Annotated in this window: 17 protein-coding genes; 6 read left to right on the top strand and 11 right to left on the bottom strand. The window is 65.4% G+C overall.

Annotation, left to right across the window (positions count from 1 at the left end; all coding sequences use genetic code 11):
- Positions 1-66 precede the first annotated feature (66 nt).
- Positions 67-1,236 (top strand): glycosyltransferase, encoded by a 1,170-nt coding sequence (locus tag GA566_RS25370; protein WP_137927831.1) that lies wholly within the window; start codon positions 67-69, stop codon positions 1,234-1,236.
- Between the two features lie 75 nt (positions 1,237-1,311).
- Here GA566_RS25370 and GA566_RS25365 read toward each other — a convergent pair whose 3' ends face one another.
- Positions 1,312-2,439, bottom strand: a complete 1,128-nt coding sequence (locus GA566_RS25365; protein ID WP_137927832.1) for a glycosyltransferase — start codon at positions 2,437-2,439, stop codon at positions 1,312-1,314.
- 1 nt (position 2,440) lies between these two features.
- A complete protein-coding gene (locus tag GA566_RS25360; protein ID WP_160474362.1) occupies positions 2,441-4,090 on the bottom strand; it encodes a hypothetical protein in 1,650 nt (549 codons plus the stop codon).
- A gap of 216 nt (positions 4,091-4,306) precedes the next feature.
- Here GA566_RS25360 and GA566_RS25355 point away from each other — a divergent pair, with 216 nt between their 5' ends.
- Complete coding sequence (locus GA566_RS25355) at positions 4,307-5,515, top strand: glycosyltransferase (RefSeq protein WP_160474361.1); 1,209 nt, start codon at positions 4,307-4,309, stop codon at positions 5,513-5,515.
- Between the two features lie 178 nt (positions 5,516-5,693).
- Positions 5,694-6,521: a class I SAM-dependent methyltransferase gene (locus GA566_RS25350; RefSeq protein WP_160474360.1), complete on the top strand. Its 828-nt coding sequence runs from the start codon at positions 5,694-5,696 to the stop codon at positions 6,519-6,521.
- 10 nt (positions 6,522-6,531) lie between these two features.
- Here the strand turns inward: GA566_RS25350 and GA566_RS25345 are convergent, their stop codons facing one another.
- From GA566_RS25345 to GA566_RS25325, 5 genes are all read right to left on the bottom strand, one after another.
- Positions 6,532-7,785 carry a glycosyltransferase WbuB gene (locus tag GA566_RS25345; protein WP_160474359.1) on the bottom strand — a complete coding sequence of 418 codons (1,254 nt, stop codon included), beginning with the start codon at positions 7,783-7,785 and terminating at the stop codon, positions 6,532-6,534.
- Between the two features lie 18 nt (positions 7,786-7,803).
- Positions 7,804-8,787 carry a GDP-L-fucose synthase gene (locus GA566_RS25340; protein ID WP_160474755.1) on the bottom strand — a complete coding sequence of 328 codons (984 nt, stop codon included), beginning with the start codon at positions 8,785-8,787 and terminating at the stop codon, positions 7,804-7,806.
- Entirely contained in the window at positions 8,780-9,970 is a 1,191-nt protein-coding gene (gene gmd / locus GA566_RS25335) for a GDP-mannose 4,6-dehydratase (protein WP_137927837.1), read from the bottom strand. Before gmd ends, GA566_RS25340 begins: the two co-directional genes overlap by 8 nt.
- 305 nt (positions 9,971-10,275) lie before the next feature.
- Positions 10,276-11,208: a LuxR C-terminal-related transcriptional regulator gene (locus tag GA566_RS25330; protein WP_137927572.1), complete on the bottom strand. Its 933-nt coding sequence runs from the start codon at positions 11,206-11,208 to the stop codon at positions 10,276-10,278.
- A 792-nt stretch (positions 11,209-12,000) separates the two neighbouring features.
- Complete coding sequence (locus tag GA566_RS25325) at positions 12,001-12,312, bottom strand: hypothetical protein (RefSeq protein ID WP_137927571.1); 312 nt, start codon at positions 12,310-12,312, stop codon at positions 12,001-12,003.
- Positions 12,313-12,790: 478 nt separating this feature from the next.
- Here GA566_RS25325 and GA566_RS25320 point away from each other — a divergent pair, with 478 nt between their 5' ends.
- Positions 12,791-13,030, top strand: a complete 240-nt coding sequence (locus GA566_RS25320; protein WP_137927570.1) for a hypothetical protein — start codon at positions 12,791-12,793, stop codon at positions 13,028-13,030.
- A 77-nt stretch (positions 13,031-13,107) separates the two neighbouring features.
- Positions 13,108-13,551 carry a cyanase gene (gene cynS / locus GA566_RS25315; protein ID WP_160474358.1) on the top strand — a complete coding sequence of 148 codons (444 nt, stop codon included), beginning with the start codon at positions 13,108-13,110 and terminating at the stop codon, positions 13,549-13,551.
- 26 nt (positions 13,552-13,577) lie between these two features.
- Here the strand turns inward: cynS and GA566_RS33000 are convergent, their stop codons facing one another.
- Positions 13,578-13,742, bottom strand: coding sequence for a hypothetical protein (locus GA566_RS33000; protein ID WP_171020492.1), 165 nt, complete (start codon positions 13,740-13,742; stop codon positions 13,578-13,580).
- 306 nt (positions 13,743-14,048) lie between these two features.
- Between GA566_RS33000 and GA566_RS25310 the strand changes: the two genes are divergently transcribed.
- A complete protein-coding gene (locus GA566_RS25310) occupies positions 14,049-14,810 on the top strand; it encodes a phosphoribosyltransferase (protein WP_160474357.1) in 762 nt (253 codons plus the stop codon).
- 10 nt (positions 14,811-14,820) lie between these two features.
- Here GA566_RS25310 and GA566_RS25305 read toward each other — a convergent pair whose 3' ends face one another.
- From GA566_RS25305 to GA566_RS25295, 3 genes are read right to left on the bottom strand one after another with little or no spacing between them, the layout of a single operon-like run.
- Entirely contained in the window at positions 14,821-15,354 is a 534-nt protein-coding gene (locus tag GA566_RS25305; protein WP_202126867.1) for a 3-isopropylmalate dehydratase, read from the bottom strand.
- Complete coding sequence (locus tag GA566_RS25300) at positions 15,351-16,670, bottom strand: 3-isopropylmalate dehydratase large subunit (RefSeq protein ID WP_160474356.1); 1,320 nt, start codon at positions 16,668-16,670, stop codon at positions 15,351-15,353. The genes GA566_RS25305 and GA566_RS25300 overlap by 4 nt, the downstream gene beginning before the upstream one ends.
- Positions 16,667-17,725 (bottom strand): tripartite tricarboxylate transporter substrate binding protein, encoded by a 1,059-nt coding sequence (locus GA566_RS25295; protein WP_137927565.1) that lies wholly within the window; start codon positions 17,723-17,725, stop codon positions 16,667-16,669. Before GA566_RS25295 ends, GA566_RS25300 begins: the two co-directional genes overlap by 4 nt.
- Between the last annotated feature and the right edge of the window lie 37 nt (positions 17,726-17,762).

Raw genomic sequence — 17,762 nt, 5'->3', positions numbered from 1 at the left:
TACGGAGGTCGCAAGCGCCGGGGGCTAGGCTGCCGTCATCTTCAGGCGTGCAGGAGGCTACCTTTCATGCGGCTTTTACATGTCATCAATTCGATCAACCCGGTAGGTGGCGGTCCGATCGAAGGGTTGCGCCAGCTGGATATCTATCTGGCGCAGCGCGGCGTGCAGGCGCAGATCTGCAGCAACGATCCGCCCGATGCGCCTTATGTGGTCAACAGTGGGCTGGATCTCGTGGCGCTGGGGCCGAGCCGCCTGCGGTACGGCTTCAATACGCGCATCGTGAGCTGGCTGCGCGAGCATGCCGCGGACTATGACGTGATCATCGTCCACGGCATCTGGCAGTTCCACAGCCTGGCCACATGGCTGGCCCTGCGCGGTGGACGTACGCCGTATTTCGTGTTCACGCACGGCATGCTCGATCCGTGGTTCAAGGAGCGCTATCCGCTCAAGCATCTGAAGAAGTCGCTGTACTGGGCCGTGGGTGACTACTGGGTGTTGCGCGATGCACGCGCGGTATTGTTCACGGCGGAGGACGAGCGCCTGCGTGCCAGAGAGTCGTTCGCGTTGTATCAGTGCCGCGAGCAGGTCACCACGTTCGGCACGTCGCCGCCGCCGCCGGATCGTGCTGCGATGCGCACGGCCTTTACGCGCGCGTTTCCCGCCACGGCCGGGCGGCGCAACCTGCTCTTCCTGGGCCGCATCCATGAGAAGAAGGGTGTCGACTTGCTGATGCAGGCGTTTGGCCGCGTTGCGTCGATGGACCCCTCGTTGCATCTCATCATGGCGGGGCCGTGCGATACGCCGATGCGTCATCAGCTCGAAGGCATCGCGCATGCAGCAGGTGTGGGCAATCGCGTGACATGGACCGGCATGTTGCAGGGCGATCTGAAATGGGGCGCGTTCGAAGCGGCCGAAGCGTTTTGCCTGCCATCGCATCAGGAGAACTTTGGCGTGGCCGTGGCGGAGTCTCTGGCTTGCGGCGTGCCCGTGCTGATATCGAACAAGGTCAATATCTGGCGCGAGATCGAAGGCGATGGCGCGGGCATGATCTGCGACGATACGCAGGAAGATGCCGAGCGCGTGCTGCGCCAGTGGATTGGCACGCCGGCATCGGATCGTGCGCGGATGCGCGAGCAGGCGATGGCTTGCTTCGAGCAGCGCTTCCAGAGCAGCCGCTTTGCGGATCGGCTGTTGGAGATCGTCGGCGCGCCTGGCGCCGCGTTGCAACCGGTCTAGCCCCTCAGGCAAACAACACGGGCCGCTCAACGCGGCCCGTATCGGTCCTTCCCCCACGCGAAATCTTCGTCGCTTCTACGACTCCACCGCCACATCGGCCAGCGCTGGTGTCAGCGTGCGCACCTCGCGCGTGGGCATGGCGGCACTGGCACGCAACTGCAGCGCCGATTCCACCACGCGTGCGCAGATATCCTGGTTGCCGGCGCCATTGGCGCGTACCCGCTGCATGCCCGCCACGCGGATGGCTTCGCGTCGCGCGGTGTTGTCGAGCAGCGTGCGGCACCAGTGCGCGCACTCGTCAGCATCGTTCCAGAACACGGCTTCGCGGCCTTCTTCGAACATGGCCAGGTGGTCTCGCGTGCGCTGGGCGCAGAGCAGGCCGCCGGCGTACGGAATCTCCATCGTGCGCGTGGTGTGCAGGTCGCGGTTTCCCGACGACAACAGACCGATGCAGATCTTGCTGCCCTGCATGGCCGCCACGTAGTCGCGTCCATTGAGGTTGCCGCCACGATGATGAGGCCGCAGCATTGGCCAGAACGAGGACATGCCCCAGCGCGCGCCCCAGATCGAGACCGGAATGCCGCGCGTGATGAGATCGGCAATGAGCTTGTCGCGCGGCTCGTTGCGCATCCACGTGCCGATGAAAGCGACTTCGGAGCGGAAGCTGTCCGGGATCTCGTCGTCACTGGCATATGGCGCGTGCATGACCTCGTCGTAGCTGCGGTCCACGCGCATGATCTGCGAGGCGCCCAGCGCGCGCAGTTCCTCGATGTTCTCGTCGCGCACCACCACGCACAGGTCGTAGGCCGGAATGGCGTTGCGCAGCGTGGCAAAGCGCTGGCCGTCGCGCGGGCCGGACGGGTCGTCGTGGTTGTACAGCACCGTCGTGGCGCCCGTGCTCGCGAGCAGGCGGATGCAGTCGGGGCCGAGCAGCTCGCCGCTATCGACCCAGACGATGTCGGGTGTGTCGAGTTCACCGAGCGTGGCGCAGATATGAGCCACCCAGTCGTGCATCGTCCATTGCAGTGCGCGGTATCCAGTGCGGAAATGCGCGGCGTTGAGCCAACGGTTGTTAAGTTGGCGATCGACGGCCAGGAATGGATCGGCGATGGTCACCGCATGGCCGAGGCGGCGCAACGCCTGCGCGCGGTAGAGCGCAGTGCTGCCTTCGAGGCTGCAGCCGAGGTAGAGGATTCTGGCCATTTCAGGTGGCTCCTTTGCCGATGGCGCGCACAAAGACGCGCGAGATCCAGAAGACGATGGTGTAGATGAAGGCGCTTTCGATCCAGCCGCGCAGGATCAGTTGCATGAGTCCCGACAATGATTCGACACCCGTGGCCGCGCTGGTCAGATAAAACACCCACGTGTAGAAGCGCGTGACCACGAGCGGGCTGAAGACGGGTACCCATCGCACCGGGCTGCCATCGCGCGCAGGCAAGGTGCGGCGCGTGGTCTGCGCATCGGCCAACGCGAACGTGACAAAGGCGAGGATTGCCAGCACGCCTGGGTAGAGCCAGTCGAACGTGGCATAGCCTGTGCCGAAGATCGAACCCGTGCGGAAGCCGCCGAGGGCATCGGTGTCACCCGTGACCGTGAACAGCATCAGGTCGCCGGACGATGACGTGGTCACGAAATCCTTGTCGACCGCCACGCCCAGCGCATCGAGCACGGGGCCGGGTATCACAGTGATCACGCGCTGCCATTCGATCTTGCGCAGTTCGGCGCGTGCGGACGCATCCTGCCGCAGTGCGAGATCGAGCGTGGCATCGGCGAACTTCATGTTGGCCAGACGCTGCAGGAACAGGTTGTCGAGATAACGCTCGTCCCACGTTTCGTGATTGTCGTTGGCATCGGCCTGGAGACGGTCACGAATGGCATCGCGATTCTGCATGGTCTCGATCGTCGCGCTGATCAGTTGGCCCGCCGACACATCGTTGCGCTGCGCGCGTGCGATCACCATGCTGGTTGCCAGATCGGTGACCGGCCCTTGCAGCAGCGCCAGCACGAGTCCCACGATCACCAGACGACGTGGCCGGAACAGGCGCATCGGCAGCGTGCGCGTGATGAATCCATAGGCGAGTACGAGGCAGACCGAGATCGTGCCGATCAGCACCAGTGCGCGGCTGTTGCTGCCGATGGAAATGATCGCAAGCAATGCGGTGTAAGCCACGAGCGTGAGCTTCCATCTCATGCTCATCGGCAGATAGCTGTGTGCACCGGTCAGCGGCTTCACCAGCAGGCAATAGGGCAGGTAGGCCAGCGGATACATGGCCTGCATCAAGCGGTTCAGCGCGCCGCCGCTGCCTTCGGTGATCATGCCGACCACGAAGATCTGGTACACCATCGCACAGAGCCCGAGCACGCCCATCACCATGATCTGGACATTGCCCACCGTGTGGAACAACCCCATCGGTCGATAGACGCGATTGACGATGCCCACACGCAAACGCATGGCCGTCTGGCTCTTGCGATAGAGACGATGCGCGCCGAGCAAGGCGATCTGGCAGATGAACGCGTGCGCGAAATCGAGCACGGGGTGGTGCAGGTTGTACGTCAGCGGCTTCCACTCGAGCAGGGTGGCCACGGGCGGCAGCAGGAAGTAGGACAGCGTGTAGCCGAGCAGCATCGAGGTGGAGATCGGATACGCGCGCAGCCGCTCCACGCGCGCCATCACATGGATGCCGCTCAGGCCACCGGCGATTACAAGCAGCGCGGCGGCCACGTTGGCGGAGTTCAGCCAGAGCAGCGCCTGCACGCCGACTGTCGCACTCCAGACGAGCAGGAACGCCGTCCGCCAGCGCTGGAAGCGCAGCGGCCGTGGAGCGGCGGCAATCTGCAACGTGGTGGCGGTCATACGGGGTCCTCGGGCATCCTCGGGCTCATGTTGCGGAGCCTACAGAGGATGACCGGGCATGGATGTGGGGTAGCACACCATCCACGTACCCACCCCCGATGACCGCCCCGGAGCGTGGGATGCCGAACAGTTGCGTGCGCGGCAGCAGGCGCATGCTGCGGTTCCAGACGCCATGCCGGGAGTGACGCCGGCGAACCTTGTGCAGGAGCAGGCAGCGTGAAAATCGTGGTGTTCGGCCATCCGGCCTATATGGGCAGCCCCAGCATGAACGGCTTCGTCGCCATGGTGAGCGAAGGCATGCGCGCACGCGGGCACGACGTGGAATTGTGGCGCCCGGAAGGCTTCGTGCGGCGCCTCGGCATGGGACCGCGCTCGCGCAAGTATCTGGGCTATGTCGATCAGTTCATCCTGTTTCCGTGGCAGGCCCGCGCGCGGCTCCGGCGCATGGCGGCGCCGCCGCTCGTGGTGCTGGGCGATCATGCGCTGGGCATGTGGATGTCGTTCCTGGCCGAGTATCCGCATGTGATCCATAGCCATGACTTCAATCCGCTGCGCGAGCTGGCAGGGGATTTTCCGAGCCGCCAATTGAGCTGGAGCGGCAAGCTGTACCAGTCGCTGATTCGCAATGGATTCGGGCGAGGCCGCATGTTCATCGCGGTGTCGCAGGCGACGGCACGGGATCTCGTCCGCTTCTATCCGGGCGACGCACCGCCGTGCGAGGTGGTCTACAACGGTCTTAGCTATCCCTTCGGCCCGATGGATACGGCCACCGCCGTGGCAACGCTGAAGAAGGAGGTCGAGGAACCCGTGGTGCCAGGCATGCTGCTGCATATCGGCGGCAACCAGTGGTACAAGAATCGCGCGGGCGTGCTGGCGCTGTACGCCGCCTACTGCCGTGCAACGCCTGCGGCGAGCATCCGTCCGCTATGGATGATGGGACCGCAGGCCCCCGATGCCGAGATGTTGGCGGCGGCTGCGCAGGCCGAAGCGGCGGGAGGCAACGTGCGCTGGCTCGTCGGATTGTCGACGCAGGCGATTCACGCGGCCTATGCGCTCGCCGCGGTGTTTGTCTTCCCCAGCCTCGAAGAAGGTTTCGGCTGGCCCATCATCGAGGCCATGGCGTGCGGTACGCCGGTGCTGACCACGGATCGCGCGCCGATGAGCGAGATCGCCGGTGGCGTGGCGACGCTGATCGAACGGATGCCGGAAGGCGATGCTGCGGCATGGGCTGCACGGCATGCTGCGGTACTCGCTGACATGGCCGCCTGGACCGCGCCGATGCGGCAGGCGTATGCCGCATCGGCGCTGGCTCACGCAGCGAAATTTTCGGCAGACCATGCGCTCGACGAGTACGAGCGCATCTACCGAAACGTAGCCGAAGTACACGGCCATGCACCCGCAGACTTGCCCGCCCGGGCGGTCTGAGACGTGGCTCCAAACCATCAGACCATGATCTAACGGAGTCCGCCGCACTTCGTGCGCTACCGCACAAATCTCGCGCAGGAAACTCCCTAGCATCGGTGCTGCCAATTCTGGACCGGCAATTTTTTCAACCGGTGGGGTGGCGGGAATCAGTATTGACCGATGTGTTTGGGAGCCCATCATGATGGCGCAGACCCAGCAGGACGAAATCAATCGCAAGGCGTGGCGCAGTGGCGGGGCGCAGCGCATGTTCGGTGCGCTCTCAGGTGTGACCGATCCGGGCGAAGAGGCCGCCCTGGCCTATGTGGCCAACGACGTGCGCGGCCAGCCGCTACTCGATGTGGGCGTGGGCGGCGGACGCACCGTGCCGCTGCTGCGGCGCCTGAGCGCGGACTACACCGCCGTGGACTACACCGCCGAACTGGTGGAAATCTGCAGACGCAATCATCCGGACGTGACGGTGCTGCACGCCGATGCGCGCGACCTCTCGATGTTTCCGGACAATCACTTCGGGCTGGTGATGTTCAGCTGGAACGGCATCGACGCCGTCGATCCATCCGGCCGGCTGGCGATCCTGCAGGAGTTCGCACGCGTGCTGCGCCCCGGTGGCCTGCTGCTGTTTTCCACGCACAACATGCTGGGGCCTGGCTATCGCGAGAACCTGCTCAACATGCTGAACTGGCCCAACGATGCGCGCAATGCGCTCGACTTCGGACTGAAGTCGGCGCGCGTGCTGGCGCGACTGCCCAGCGGTGCGTTCAACTTCGTGCGGCACTCCCGGCTCAATCGCCAGTACGACGGATTCGGGCTGCGGGTCTGCGCGGCGCACCGCTTCGGTATCGTCATCTACTACACCGAGATGGAAGCGCAGAAGCGCGCGCTGGCCGGTCTCGGACTCCGGACCGAGAAGGTGTTCTGCAACATGCACGGTCACGAAGTGGACGAGCGCGACGATATGCGGCGCCTGTTCTGGTTTCACTTCGTCGCGCGCAAGGCCGCAGCGCACTAGCGCACTAGCGCTAGAACCGGTCACCGAGCGTGGCCGGTGCGCCGGGCGCGGTCGTCATTGCCAGCAACGTTTGCTCAAACTGTCCCAGCACGGCATCGCGATCCAGGTGCGTGCGCGCCCAGGCAAGCCCCGCAATGCCGAGTTGCGTGCGCATCGCGGGCGACGCCGCAAGCGTGGCGATGCCTTCCGCGAACGCGGCGTCGTCACCGGGCGGCACCACCACGCCACACAGGTTGACCACGTTGGCCAGCGCAGAGCCTTGTGCAGCGGTAGTGACCACGGGCCGTCCGCTGGCCAGCATGCCCGTCAGCTTCGAAGGCATGACGAGATCGGTGACATCGGCCCGCTGCGGCAGCAGATGCACGTCGGCGGCGGCCAGCAAAGCCGGAAAGCGTTCGTTGCTCTGCAAAGGCAGGAACTGCACGTTCGGAAGATCCGCGCAGGCGGACTGCAGTTCGGCGCGGCCTCCGCCATCGCCACAGAACACAAAGCGGATATCGGCGCGATCGCGCAAGCGTCGCGCGGCGGCAGCCAGATGCTCGAGCCCCTGCTTGGCGCCCATGTTGCCGGAATAGAGCGCCAGCACGGCGTCTTCGGAGATGCCGAGCTCTGTGCGCATCGCGCGTGCGGCATCGGGCGAAGTCTGGTGCAGTACGGTCCAGTTTGGCAGCAGCACTGCGCGCTCCGGGGCAACGCCTTTCTCGATCGCCAGCGCAACCATGTTCGAGGAAATCGACGAGACACGATCCTGCCGGCGCAGCAGGAATCGCTCCATGCCGAGCGCGAGACGACGCAGCCATGGTCGCTTGAGCAGCCCGAGTGCGAACGCGGCATCCACTTCGTAATCCTGTACATGCAGCCATGCGCGGCCGCCCGAAAGCCGCGCGAGCAGTGTGGCGGCGGGCGTGCACATCAGCGGCGGCTCGACCATGAAGACCACATCGGGACGCCAGAACCATTGCCGCACCAGTAGCGGCAACGTCGATGCGGCAAAGCTTGCCAGATGCAATAGGCGCTTGGCTCCCGATGGTCGCGCCGGCACCCACACCGGTGCGCGCCAGACCTCCACGCCGCGCAGCGTCTCGCGCCGATATCGCCAGGCGCTGTAGCCATCACCAATGCGCCACGCGGGGTAGTACGGCGGCGCGGCAATCACGCGCACGTCGTGGCCACGCGCCGCCAACCATTCCGACTGCTCGGTGGTGTACTTGCCGATACCCGTCAGCTCCGGCGCGTAGTTCAGGCTCACCATCAGAATCTTCATCGGGAGTCCTGTCGAGGATCAGGCCGCGGACGCGAGGGGTTGCGCGGCCAGACGCCCATCGGCCACGGCGCGGCGATAGGTTTCCCGCAGGCCCTCGCGCAGTGCGACGCGCGGGCGCCATCCTGTCGAAGCGATCGCCTGGCAATCGAGTCGCTTGCGCGGCGTGCCATCGGGACGCGACGGATCGAAGCCGATCGTGCCTGGGTAGCCAGTGGCCTCGGCCACAAGCGAGGCGAGCGCGGCAATGCTGACTTCATCGTCGCTGCCCACGTTGAGAAAGCCGTGTTTCGCGGCCTGGCGGTACTCGTCCCGCGGCAACGCCATCAAGTGCAGGCAGGCACTGGCGAGATCATCGACATGCAAAAACTCGCGCAGCGGGCGCCCCGTACCCCAGACCGATACGTGCGAGGTGCCGAGCGACGTGGCGTCATGAAAGCGCCGCAGCAGGCCCGGTATCACGTGACTGTTCTCGGGATGATAGTTGTCGCCGGGACCGTAGAGATTGGTCGGCATCGCGCAGCGGAAATCGGTGCCGTACTGGCGGTTGTAGCTGTCGCACAGCATGATGCCCGCGATCTTGGCCAGCGCGTACGGGGCGTTGGTCGGCTCCAGCGCGCCGGTCAGCAAGGCATCTTCGCGAATCGGCTGCGTGGCGAGGCGCGGATAGATGCAGCTCGATCCCAGGAACAGGAGATGCTGCACACCGTGCTGCCACGCCGCGTGAATCACGTGCGTGGCGATGGCCAGGTTCTGGTGGATGAACTCGGCGGGATAGGTGTTGTTGGCATGGATGCCGCCTACGCGCGCGGCGGCCAGATAGACCTGGTCGATGCGTTCGCTGGCAAAGAATGCCTGCACCTGCTGCTGGTCGCACAAGTCGAGTTCGGCATGGGTGCGAACGACGATCTCGGCGTTGCCACGCGCCGCGAGGGCACGCACGATGGCCGATCCGACCATGCCACGGTGCCCGGCCACGAAGATGCGGGGGCGCGCGTCAGTCATGGTGGTCATAGGCGCGGAATCCTGCCATGCGAACCAGTGCGTCGCGGCGCGCGGCGGCGTAGTCGGACTCGATCATTTCCTGCACGAGGGTGTCGAAGCCGATGCGCGGCGTCCAGCCGAGTTTCTCGCGCGCCCGCGTGGCATCGCCAAGCAGCGTTTCCACTTCGGTCGGGCGGAAGTAGCGCGGGTCTACGCGCACGATCACATCGCCCACCTTGCAGGCCGGGCGCGATGCGCCGTGGCCGGTATCGATGGCGGTCACCACGCCGGTTTCCTCTTCGCCGCTGCCACGGAACTCCACCGTGATGCCGAGATGGCGCGCGGCCAGCGTCACGAACTCGCGCACGCTGTGCTGCTCGCCGCTGGCGATGACGAAGTCCTCGGCCTGCTGCTGTTGCAGCATCAGCCACTGCATCTCCACGTAGTCGCGCGCATGGCCCCAGTCGCGCAGCGCAGACATGTTGCCGAGGTACAGCGTGTCCTGCAGCCCCAGCGCGATACGTGCAATGGCCCGTGTGATCTTGCGCGTGACGAAGGTCTCGCCCCGGATCGGGCTTTCATGGTTGAACAGGATGCCGTTGCAGGCATACATGCCATACGCCTCGCGATAGTTCACCGTGATCCAGTAGGCATAGAGCTTGGCCGCTGCATACGGACTGCGCGGATAGAACGGCGTGGTTTCCTTCTGCGGAATCTCCTGCACCAGTCCGTAGAGTTCGGAGGTGGAAGCCTGGTAGAAGCGTGTCTTCTTTTCGAGTCCGAGGATGCGCATGGCTTCGAGCAGCCGCAGCGTGCCGAGGGCATCGGTGTTGGCGGTGTACTCGGGCTCCTCGAACGAAACCTGGACGTGGCTTTGCGCAGCGAGGTTATAGACCTCGTCGGGCTGCGATTGCTGCATCACGCGCATCAGGCTGGCCGTATCGGTCATGTCGCCGTGATGCAGGAACAGGCGCCGGTCCGAGACGTGCGGGTCCTGATAGAGATGGTCGATCCGCTCGGTGTTGAACTGCGAGCTGCGGCGCTTGATGCCGTGCACCTCGTAGCCCTTGTCGAGCAGCAGTTCGCACAGGTAGGCGCCGTCCTGCCCCGTGATGCCGGTGATCAGTGCGCGCTTCGGGCGCGATGCCTGCGGCAGCGCCGCTTCGCCGAATCCTGCAAGAGGCTGGAGGTCGTTGGCTCCCATATCTTCCTGTGCTCCCCGGTAGTGACCGCAAAGTGAATCCGCCGGGCAGCGGCCTGCCCGTGAAACGACTGTAGCGGGGTGGAGCCGGGGGTACTGTGGGTTAGCACACAGAGGGGGGAAGGGTGTGTGGGGCGACGCAGAAATGGGTACGGCGGGGCGGGAGGGTGGCTTACTCCCCTCTCCCGCTGTGCGGGAGAGGGGCGGGGGAGAGGGCCAGCAGTTCAAATTGCTACGTGGTCGGCAAGCAGAACCTCCAGCCCTCTCCCCCAACCCCTCTCCCAGAGGGAGAGGGGAGTACGACGAGGTCAGAGCGTGGCTGCAGTACCCGTCGCCACAAACCGCTCATCCCTTCGCCCAGGCTGGATCCTCGCCGCATGCTCATCGCCGCTGACCCATTCCAGCGTGGCGCCGCGCTGCAGGGCGGCGTAGACCGCCTCACCCTTGTTGCGGACTTTCAGGCGCTGGTAGAGCGTGCAGGCGTGGCTCTTCACGGTGGCCACCGAGATATTGAGCATGCGGCTGACGGTCTTGATCGGATAGCCCCGGGCCAGCAGCACCAGCACTTCGTACTGGCGCGGCGTGATCTTGAGCATTTCGGCTTCGTCGTAGCTGGGCTCTTCCTCGGCCCGTTGCACGCTGGAGGCCGGTACCGCAGGTTGCGCGGCGATGGGCTGGCCCGGACGCAGGCTGGTCAGGTCGCGCACGGCCACGGCGGCGCGCATGGCGCTGGCGCACGCGGATGGCGATGCCGGGTCCGTTGCCGGGACAGCCGATAGCGGCAGCGGCGCAGCCGAAGCCAGCGACGTCGCCGCCGGCATGGCCGAGCGCGATGCCACGGCGGGTGCGGCCGACTCACCGGCGAACATCAACCCTTGCACGCTGGAGACGGCCAGCCGCATCGCGGCTTCGATCACGGCGAGCGAGGCCGATTTCGGCAGGCAGCCGCAGATGCCACGCGCGGCGTCTGCGTTCGGTACATGCAGCGGCAGCATGTCGGCCAGGATCAGGATGCGTTGCGGGGCCAGGCGGTCCCGCGCCTGTTCCAGCTGCTCCCAGCCAAGGGCCTGGTCGGCGGGCATGCCGAAGACCAGCAGGTCGGCGTTTCGGTGCGGTGTCTCCAGACGGTGGATGTCGCCGGGCGCAAGCGCCAGTACGTGTCCGGATTCCTGGATGGTCTCGAGCATCTGCAACAGCCCGAGCCGGAGCAGCGGATGCTCCTCGATCAGCAAGGCGTTCATTCTTCTTGACTCCCCGTTTATGGGTGAGATGCGGGACGCTTTGCGTGAGGGGAATGCGCTTGCGGCCATCTGGCGGCCACCGGTGATGGTGCCGCGAAAAAACAGCCGTAACCCTGTGCTTCCGTGTCTGTCGACGCCCATTTGTCAGAGGGGCTTGTCCGCGTGACCGGAAGTATGACCCGTACCCTTACCCGAAAAAACTCGCTCCTGAATTTGGAAACTTGAATTCATCTTATGGGCTGGTCCGAACGAATGCAAGCAGGTGGATAACGGTGGAGGCCGGGTTGTAATGCACCGCCCTACATAATCCATTGCCGATGCCATACTTTTGGCTCGCAAAGTATGTCAGACGCCATCCGACATGGCGTGGCGCGGTGGTTGCACTGTTGATACATCCACTGAAGAGAGTGTTTCAGCCGTGCAACCATATTGAAAGAAAATCGCTTTCTGATTATCTATTCGTCACCCACATGGGGGGTGTGGCATTAAGAGAAATCATGCGTGGTGGCGCATTAATGAAACCCGTTGAAAATTATTCCGATCGTCACGATTTGTAGCGACGCCTTAATAGGCGGCGCGCAGTCTAGTGCAAAAGGATGAGATAAAAATCGTTCCTCGGCACGAATGCAAAAAAAGGTGTCTAGTCGCGGCCACCCGGCTTGCAACCACCTCCGGAATGGCAGCGGGCCGGACCTCACGCCCAATGAGTCCGGCCCGCTTCAACCATCGGTACAGGGTTCAACGCAGGAGCATGTACTGACTTACCTCGGCGTCGGACCCTGGGTGGCCGCCTTATCGCGACCAGTGGCCCCGCTGCTGGTACCAACCGTGCGGACCGCGTACCCAGCGGTCCGGCACATAGCGATAGCCGGGGCGCGATGCCTCCCAGTGGCCGCCGCGCCAGGCGTAGTTGCCGCGCACCCGGTCATAGTGGCCCGGCACCCATGCGCTGCCCGGACGCGGAGGCGGGCGAACTTCGTGGCGCGGTGGGGGCGGCGCGTTCCTGTAGTAGCCGTGGTCATGCGCCTCGGCGGCGGGCGACATCAGACCGAAGAGGCTACCGGTGGTCAGCACGGCGGCGGCAAGCAGGATTTGGCGTTTCATTGAGTTCTCCTTGAGTCCGTTTCGAGGAACTGCCGCTTAGTAGCGGTGGTGGTAGCCGCCGCGGGGCGGTACGACGATGCAGGCCGAAAGCAGGGCACTGGTGGTGGTCAGCAGAAGGGCCAGGACAATTGCGCGTTTCATGTGGGACTCCGTTGTTCGATGCGTGTGGACGACGGCTTCACTCTAGCGGTGCGATCGGCGCGGACGCGGTTGCACTTGTAAGGCTGTCTCACATGCCCCCGCTCGTATCCGCGTGGAAAAACGCCCCGCTCCGGCCGCCGCAAACCGTTGTCCCGTAACGGTTGGCGGGAATGTGACCCACACGCCCGGACGATCTCTGACACGTCAGCGGCCAATAATGTGGCGTTACATCGGAAATGACTTTCGCAACGTTTGCCGGGCGTGGGGGCGGCCGGCATCTGTATCGGCACGAACAGTGACTCGCCCGGCGATGCGCAGAAACGGGTACGCTTTATACATGGCGGGACGCTGGCGGGTGTTCCTGGCGTTCCCCACGGCGGTGCGTGCCGATGGCACGAAGCTTGCGCCGACTCTGTTTGCCGTATTCCCGAGGGAGGACGTCATGCCGGTCATGTTCATCGTGCTGGTGCTGCAGGCGCTGGAAGGGCTCAGTCCGCTTGCGGTGCCCGAGTTCGCCCGAGCCCGGTTCGACAGCGGTGCCCGCGATGCCGTCGCGGTCATCGAGCGTCCACACTAGCCGAGGCCAATCCACGCGCCAGACTGGCCGCGCCGTTCTCTCCGGGCTTCCCCTGTACGACAACCGGAGAGACCGACATGGATCGAAGCGATGTGACCGACCTCATCATCGAGGCCAAGGTAACGCGCGGCATCACCTGGGCACAGGTGGCCGAGAAGGTGGGCAAGAGCAAGGAATGGACGACTGCTGCCTGCCTGGGGCAGATGACGTTCGACGAGGCCGGCGCGCGGGCCGTCATGGATATCTTCGACCTGCCGGCCGAAGCCGAGCCGTGGCTGCGTACGGTGCCCTACAAGGGCTCGCTGCCGACGGAAGTGCCCACGGACCCGCTGATCTATCGTTTCTACGAACTGGTCAGCGTCTACGGCACCACGTTCAAGGCGCTGATCCACGAGGAGTTTGGCGACGGCATCATGAGCGCGATCGATTTCCGGATGGACCTGCAGCGCGAGGCCGATCCGAACGGCGACCGCGTCCGGATCGAGATGTCCGGCAAGTTCCTGCCGTACAAGACGTACTGACGACCGTACCGGATCAGCCGAAGCGTTCAGCCAAAGAACTCCTGGTAGTAGCGCGTGCATGTGCCGGATTGCCGGAAGGTGTAAGGCAGTTCGGCCATGGCGGCGGCATCCAGCGAGCCGAACGGGATGTCCAGATCGGCTTCCGGTTGATCGGCCACGTTGTCGGTGCGGGAGAGGTTCTGGGGGTTCATGGTGGATCTCGCTCTGTCGGGCGCGGCTGAATTGCCGCCATGCAGCAATCCTACGCATCGACCCCGCCGGGATCATCACCCCTTCCCCGAAAAGACTGTTTCACATCGGTAATTAATCGCTTGCCGCTATCGGGGCGATAGGCCGCCCCAGGTTGCCGCAGCGCAACATTCCGCGGCGCCCAAGAATTTCCCATTCTTCCCGCCGTTGCGATGGCGCCGGACTATATTGCCTGTGGAGCCTTCGACGTGAAGCGGCTCCTCACATCGCTGCCAAGCCTTTCGCTTCCCTATTCCGGGAGACCTGCCATGAGCCTGCCGCCATGCTTTGCCGACCGTCGCGAGGCAGGCCAGTACCTGGGCCGCAAGCTGGTCGAACTCGGATACATGCGGACACCCGATGGCGATGCGGCGCTGGTGCTCGCCCTGCCGCGCGGCGGGGTGCCGGTGGCCTATGAAGTGGCACGTGCCATCGGCGGATTGCTCGACATCCTGCTGGTGCGCAAGATCGGCGCACCGGGTTATCCGGAACTGGCGCTCGGCGCCGTGGTAGAGGGCGACGCGAGCGGACGCGATCCGCATACGGTGATTAACGACAACCCCTGGGCTAGCCGTGCGGTGGAGTCGGGCGCCTTCGATGCGGAACGGGGCAGGCAACTGGGCGAGATCTGCCGCCGCCAGCAGCGGTATCGCCAGGGGCGGCCCGTGGCGGCCATGGCGGGGCGATGCGTGATTGTGGTGGACGATGGCGTGGCCACTGGCGCCACGATGCGTGCAGCGCTCGATGCCGCGCGCATCGCCGGTGCGGGGCGCATCGTCGCCGCCGTGCCTGTGGGGTCGCCGGACGGGCTGGAAACATTGCGCGCTGCCGCCGATGAGGTGGTGTGCCTGAACTCGCCCGCCAGCTTTGCCGCCGTGGGCGCGTTCTATCTCGATTTCACCCAGGTCAGCGACGACGAGGCCATGGCGTTGCTGCGCGAGGCCGATTGCGCCTCGACCCGGCCGGGTTTGAACTGGCCGCGCGGCGGCATCGGGGGCGCGGCATTTACGCCGGGTCAGGTCGCGCGCTGAGTCGGGTGGTTCAGCCCCCGCCCTTCAATCGCGCCTTCAGGTGCGGCACCAGGCCGCCCGCTTCCAGCATGGCGCGCAGGAAATCGGGCACGGGTTCGCAGGCCACGCTTGATCCGTCCGCCAGCCATACGCTGGCCGTCGCAAGATCGAACGTGCCGCGCGCACCGTCGGCAAGTGCCTCGGCATGCGGGCACACCAAAACCGGCAGGCCCAGGTTGATGGCGTTGCGGTAGAACAATCCCGAGAAGGACGACGCCAGCACCGCTGCCACGCCAAGGTGGCGCAGGGCCTGCGGGGCCTGCTCGCGCGACGACCCCATGCCGAAGTTGCCGCCCGCCACGACGATGTCGCCACGCCGCACACTGCCCGGGAAATCGGGCCGCAGGTTTTCCAGGCAATGCTGGGCCAGCGCATCGATGCCAGCCTTCATATAGAGGCCGGGCGCCATCGCATCGGTATCCACGTCGTCGCCAAAGCGCCAGATGCGGCCGGGTTTGCAGTCTTTCGTACTGGGTGCAGGAGACACTTCGGGAACGACGTTCATGCGAGAAACTGACGCGGGTCGGTGATCTGGCCCGTCACGGCCGTGGCGGCGACGGTCATCGGTGAGGCCAGCCAGACGGCGCTGCCCGCATCGCCCATCCGGCCAGCGAAATTGCGCGCGGTGGACGCAATGGCGCGGCTGTTTTCCGGAAACCGGCTGAGGCCATAGCCTGCGCAGGCGTTGCACGCATTGGGCAACAACTGGGCGCCAGCATCGAGCAGCACGCCCAGCGTACCCTCGCGCTCGGCCTGCTGCTGGTCTCGCACCGAAGCGGGCGCCACGCGCAGGCTTATGCCAGGGGCCACCTTGCGGCCACGCAGCACGCGCGCGGCCATGCGCAGGTCGTCGAGCTTGGCGCCGGTACACGCGCCCAGGTAGGCGATGTCGATGGGTTGTCCCGCCGTGTGCGCCACCGGCGCGCTGTTGGCGGGGCTGTGCGGTGCGGCCACCTGGGGGCTGAGCGCGGAAGCGTCAAAGCGGTGTGCGGCAAGAACCGGTGCCTCATCATCGCTGCGCCATTGCAGGGGATCGATGGCGGCCAGCGTCGCGGGATCGACCCCCGCATCGGCCAGCCACGCCAGCGTGGTGGCATCGGGCGCGATCAACCCGGTCTGCGCGCCAAGTTCGGCACACATGTTGGTCAACGTCATGCGCTCCTGCATGGACAGCGCGGCGATGGTGTCACCGGTGAACTCCACGGCTTCGTAGCGGCCGCCGGCCATGCCCAGGGTCGCGCACAGGTGCAACATGATGTCCTTGGCGCAGACGCCCGCGCCCAGCTCGCCATGCCATTCGATGCGGATGGTCTGCGGCACGCGCAGCCAGATTTCGCCCGTGGCCAGCACGCCAGCCATTTCCGTGGCGCCGATGCCGAACATGTAGGCGCCGAACGCGCCGCCAGTGGGACTATGGCTGTCTCCGCCGACGATGAAGCGGCCCGGCAGCACGTGGCCGCGCTCGGGCAGTACCACGTGGCAGATGCCCTGGCTGTCGATCAGGTTCGAGATGCCGGACTGGCGCGCCCAGTCACGCGTGAACTGGACGATGGTCTCGGCCTCGGCGTCAGCGGCGGGTACGTAGTGATCGGTGACCACCACGAAGCGTGCGGGGTCCCACACCGTAGCGCCCAGTTCGCGCAGCAGGGGCGCCACGCGCCGGGGTCCGCTGGAGTCATGCGCCATCGCCAGATCGACCTTGCACATCACGATGCTGCCTGGCGTGACGGCATCCACGCCCGCTGCGCGCGCCACGAGCTTCTGCGCGAGCGTGGCGGGACGGGTCCCGACGGGAGCGTTGCCGCCGCCAATCACCGTCATTCCGGCTGGGCTCCGGAGTACCTGACCACAGTGGCCCAACGCTTCACGTCCTGCTTCACGAAGTTCGCGAACTCGGCAGGCGGCATGCCGCTGGGTTCGGCTCCATCCGTTTCCAGCCGCTTGCGCACGGACGGCTCGTCAATGCCGCGCCGCGCGGCCTGGTAAAGCGCCTGCGCAACGTCCGGCGGCAGGTTGGCCGGGCCGAACAGGCCGAACCACGCGCTGGATTCGAATCCCTTCACCGTGGCACCGATCGGCTGCACGCCGGGGAACTGCGGCAACGGGGCGGGGCTGGTGACGCCAAGTACCTTGAGCTTGCCCGCTTTCACGTGCTGCGCCACATTGAGCGTGCTCGCGAACATCAGGTCCACCTGGCCCGCCAGCAGATCGGTCACGGCCGGCGTGGTGCCCTTGTAGGGGATGTTGACGATGTAGGTGCCCGTCATCATCTTGAACATGTCCCCGGCCAGATGGACCGACGAACCCATCGACCCGACACCGAAGTTGAGCTTGCCCGGCTGTGACTTGGCCAGCCGGATCAGCTCGGGGATGTTGTTGGCGGGCAGCTTCGGCGTGGCCACCAGCACGCTGGGCACGGTGGCCACCAGCATGAGCGGTGTGAAATCCTGCACGGGATCGAACGGCAGCTTCTTGTAGAGCGTGGCGTTGATGGTATGGCTCGTGAAACTCATCAGCAGCGTGGTGCCATCGGCTGCGCTCTTGGCCACGATATCGGCGGCGATGTTGCCACCGGCGCCGGGACGATTCTCCACCACCACGGACTGGTTCAGGGTCTGCGACATCTCCTGCGCGATGGTGCGCGCCAGCGTATCCGTGGTGCCACCGGCCGATGCACCCACCAGGATCCGGATCGGCTTGCCGCCCGCCACGGCGGCGTGTGCGGGGATCGTGGCGGCCATCGAGATCAGGGCGAGGCACGTGGCGCCAAGCCAGCGTCTTCCACGATGCATCACGGGTGCTTGGCTGGCAGAGCGGACGGATGCGGCAACTGGCTGGCGGGCTGGCTGATGCCGGCCCGGGCGAACAACTGGCATGGCGGGGGCTCCACGATTGTGATCAGGAGTGCGCAGT

The sequence above is a fragment of the Cupriavidus sp. SW-Y-13 genome (genome assembly GCF_009793345.1).
Lineage (GTDB): Bacteria > Pseudomonadota > Gammaproteobacteria > Burkholderiales > Burkholderiaceae > Cupriavidus.
This window is presented reverse-complemented; position numbering and strand designations above follow the sequence as displayed.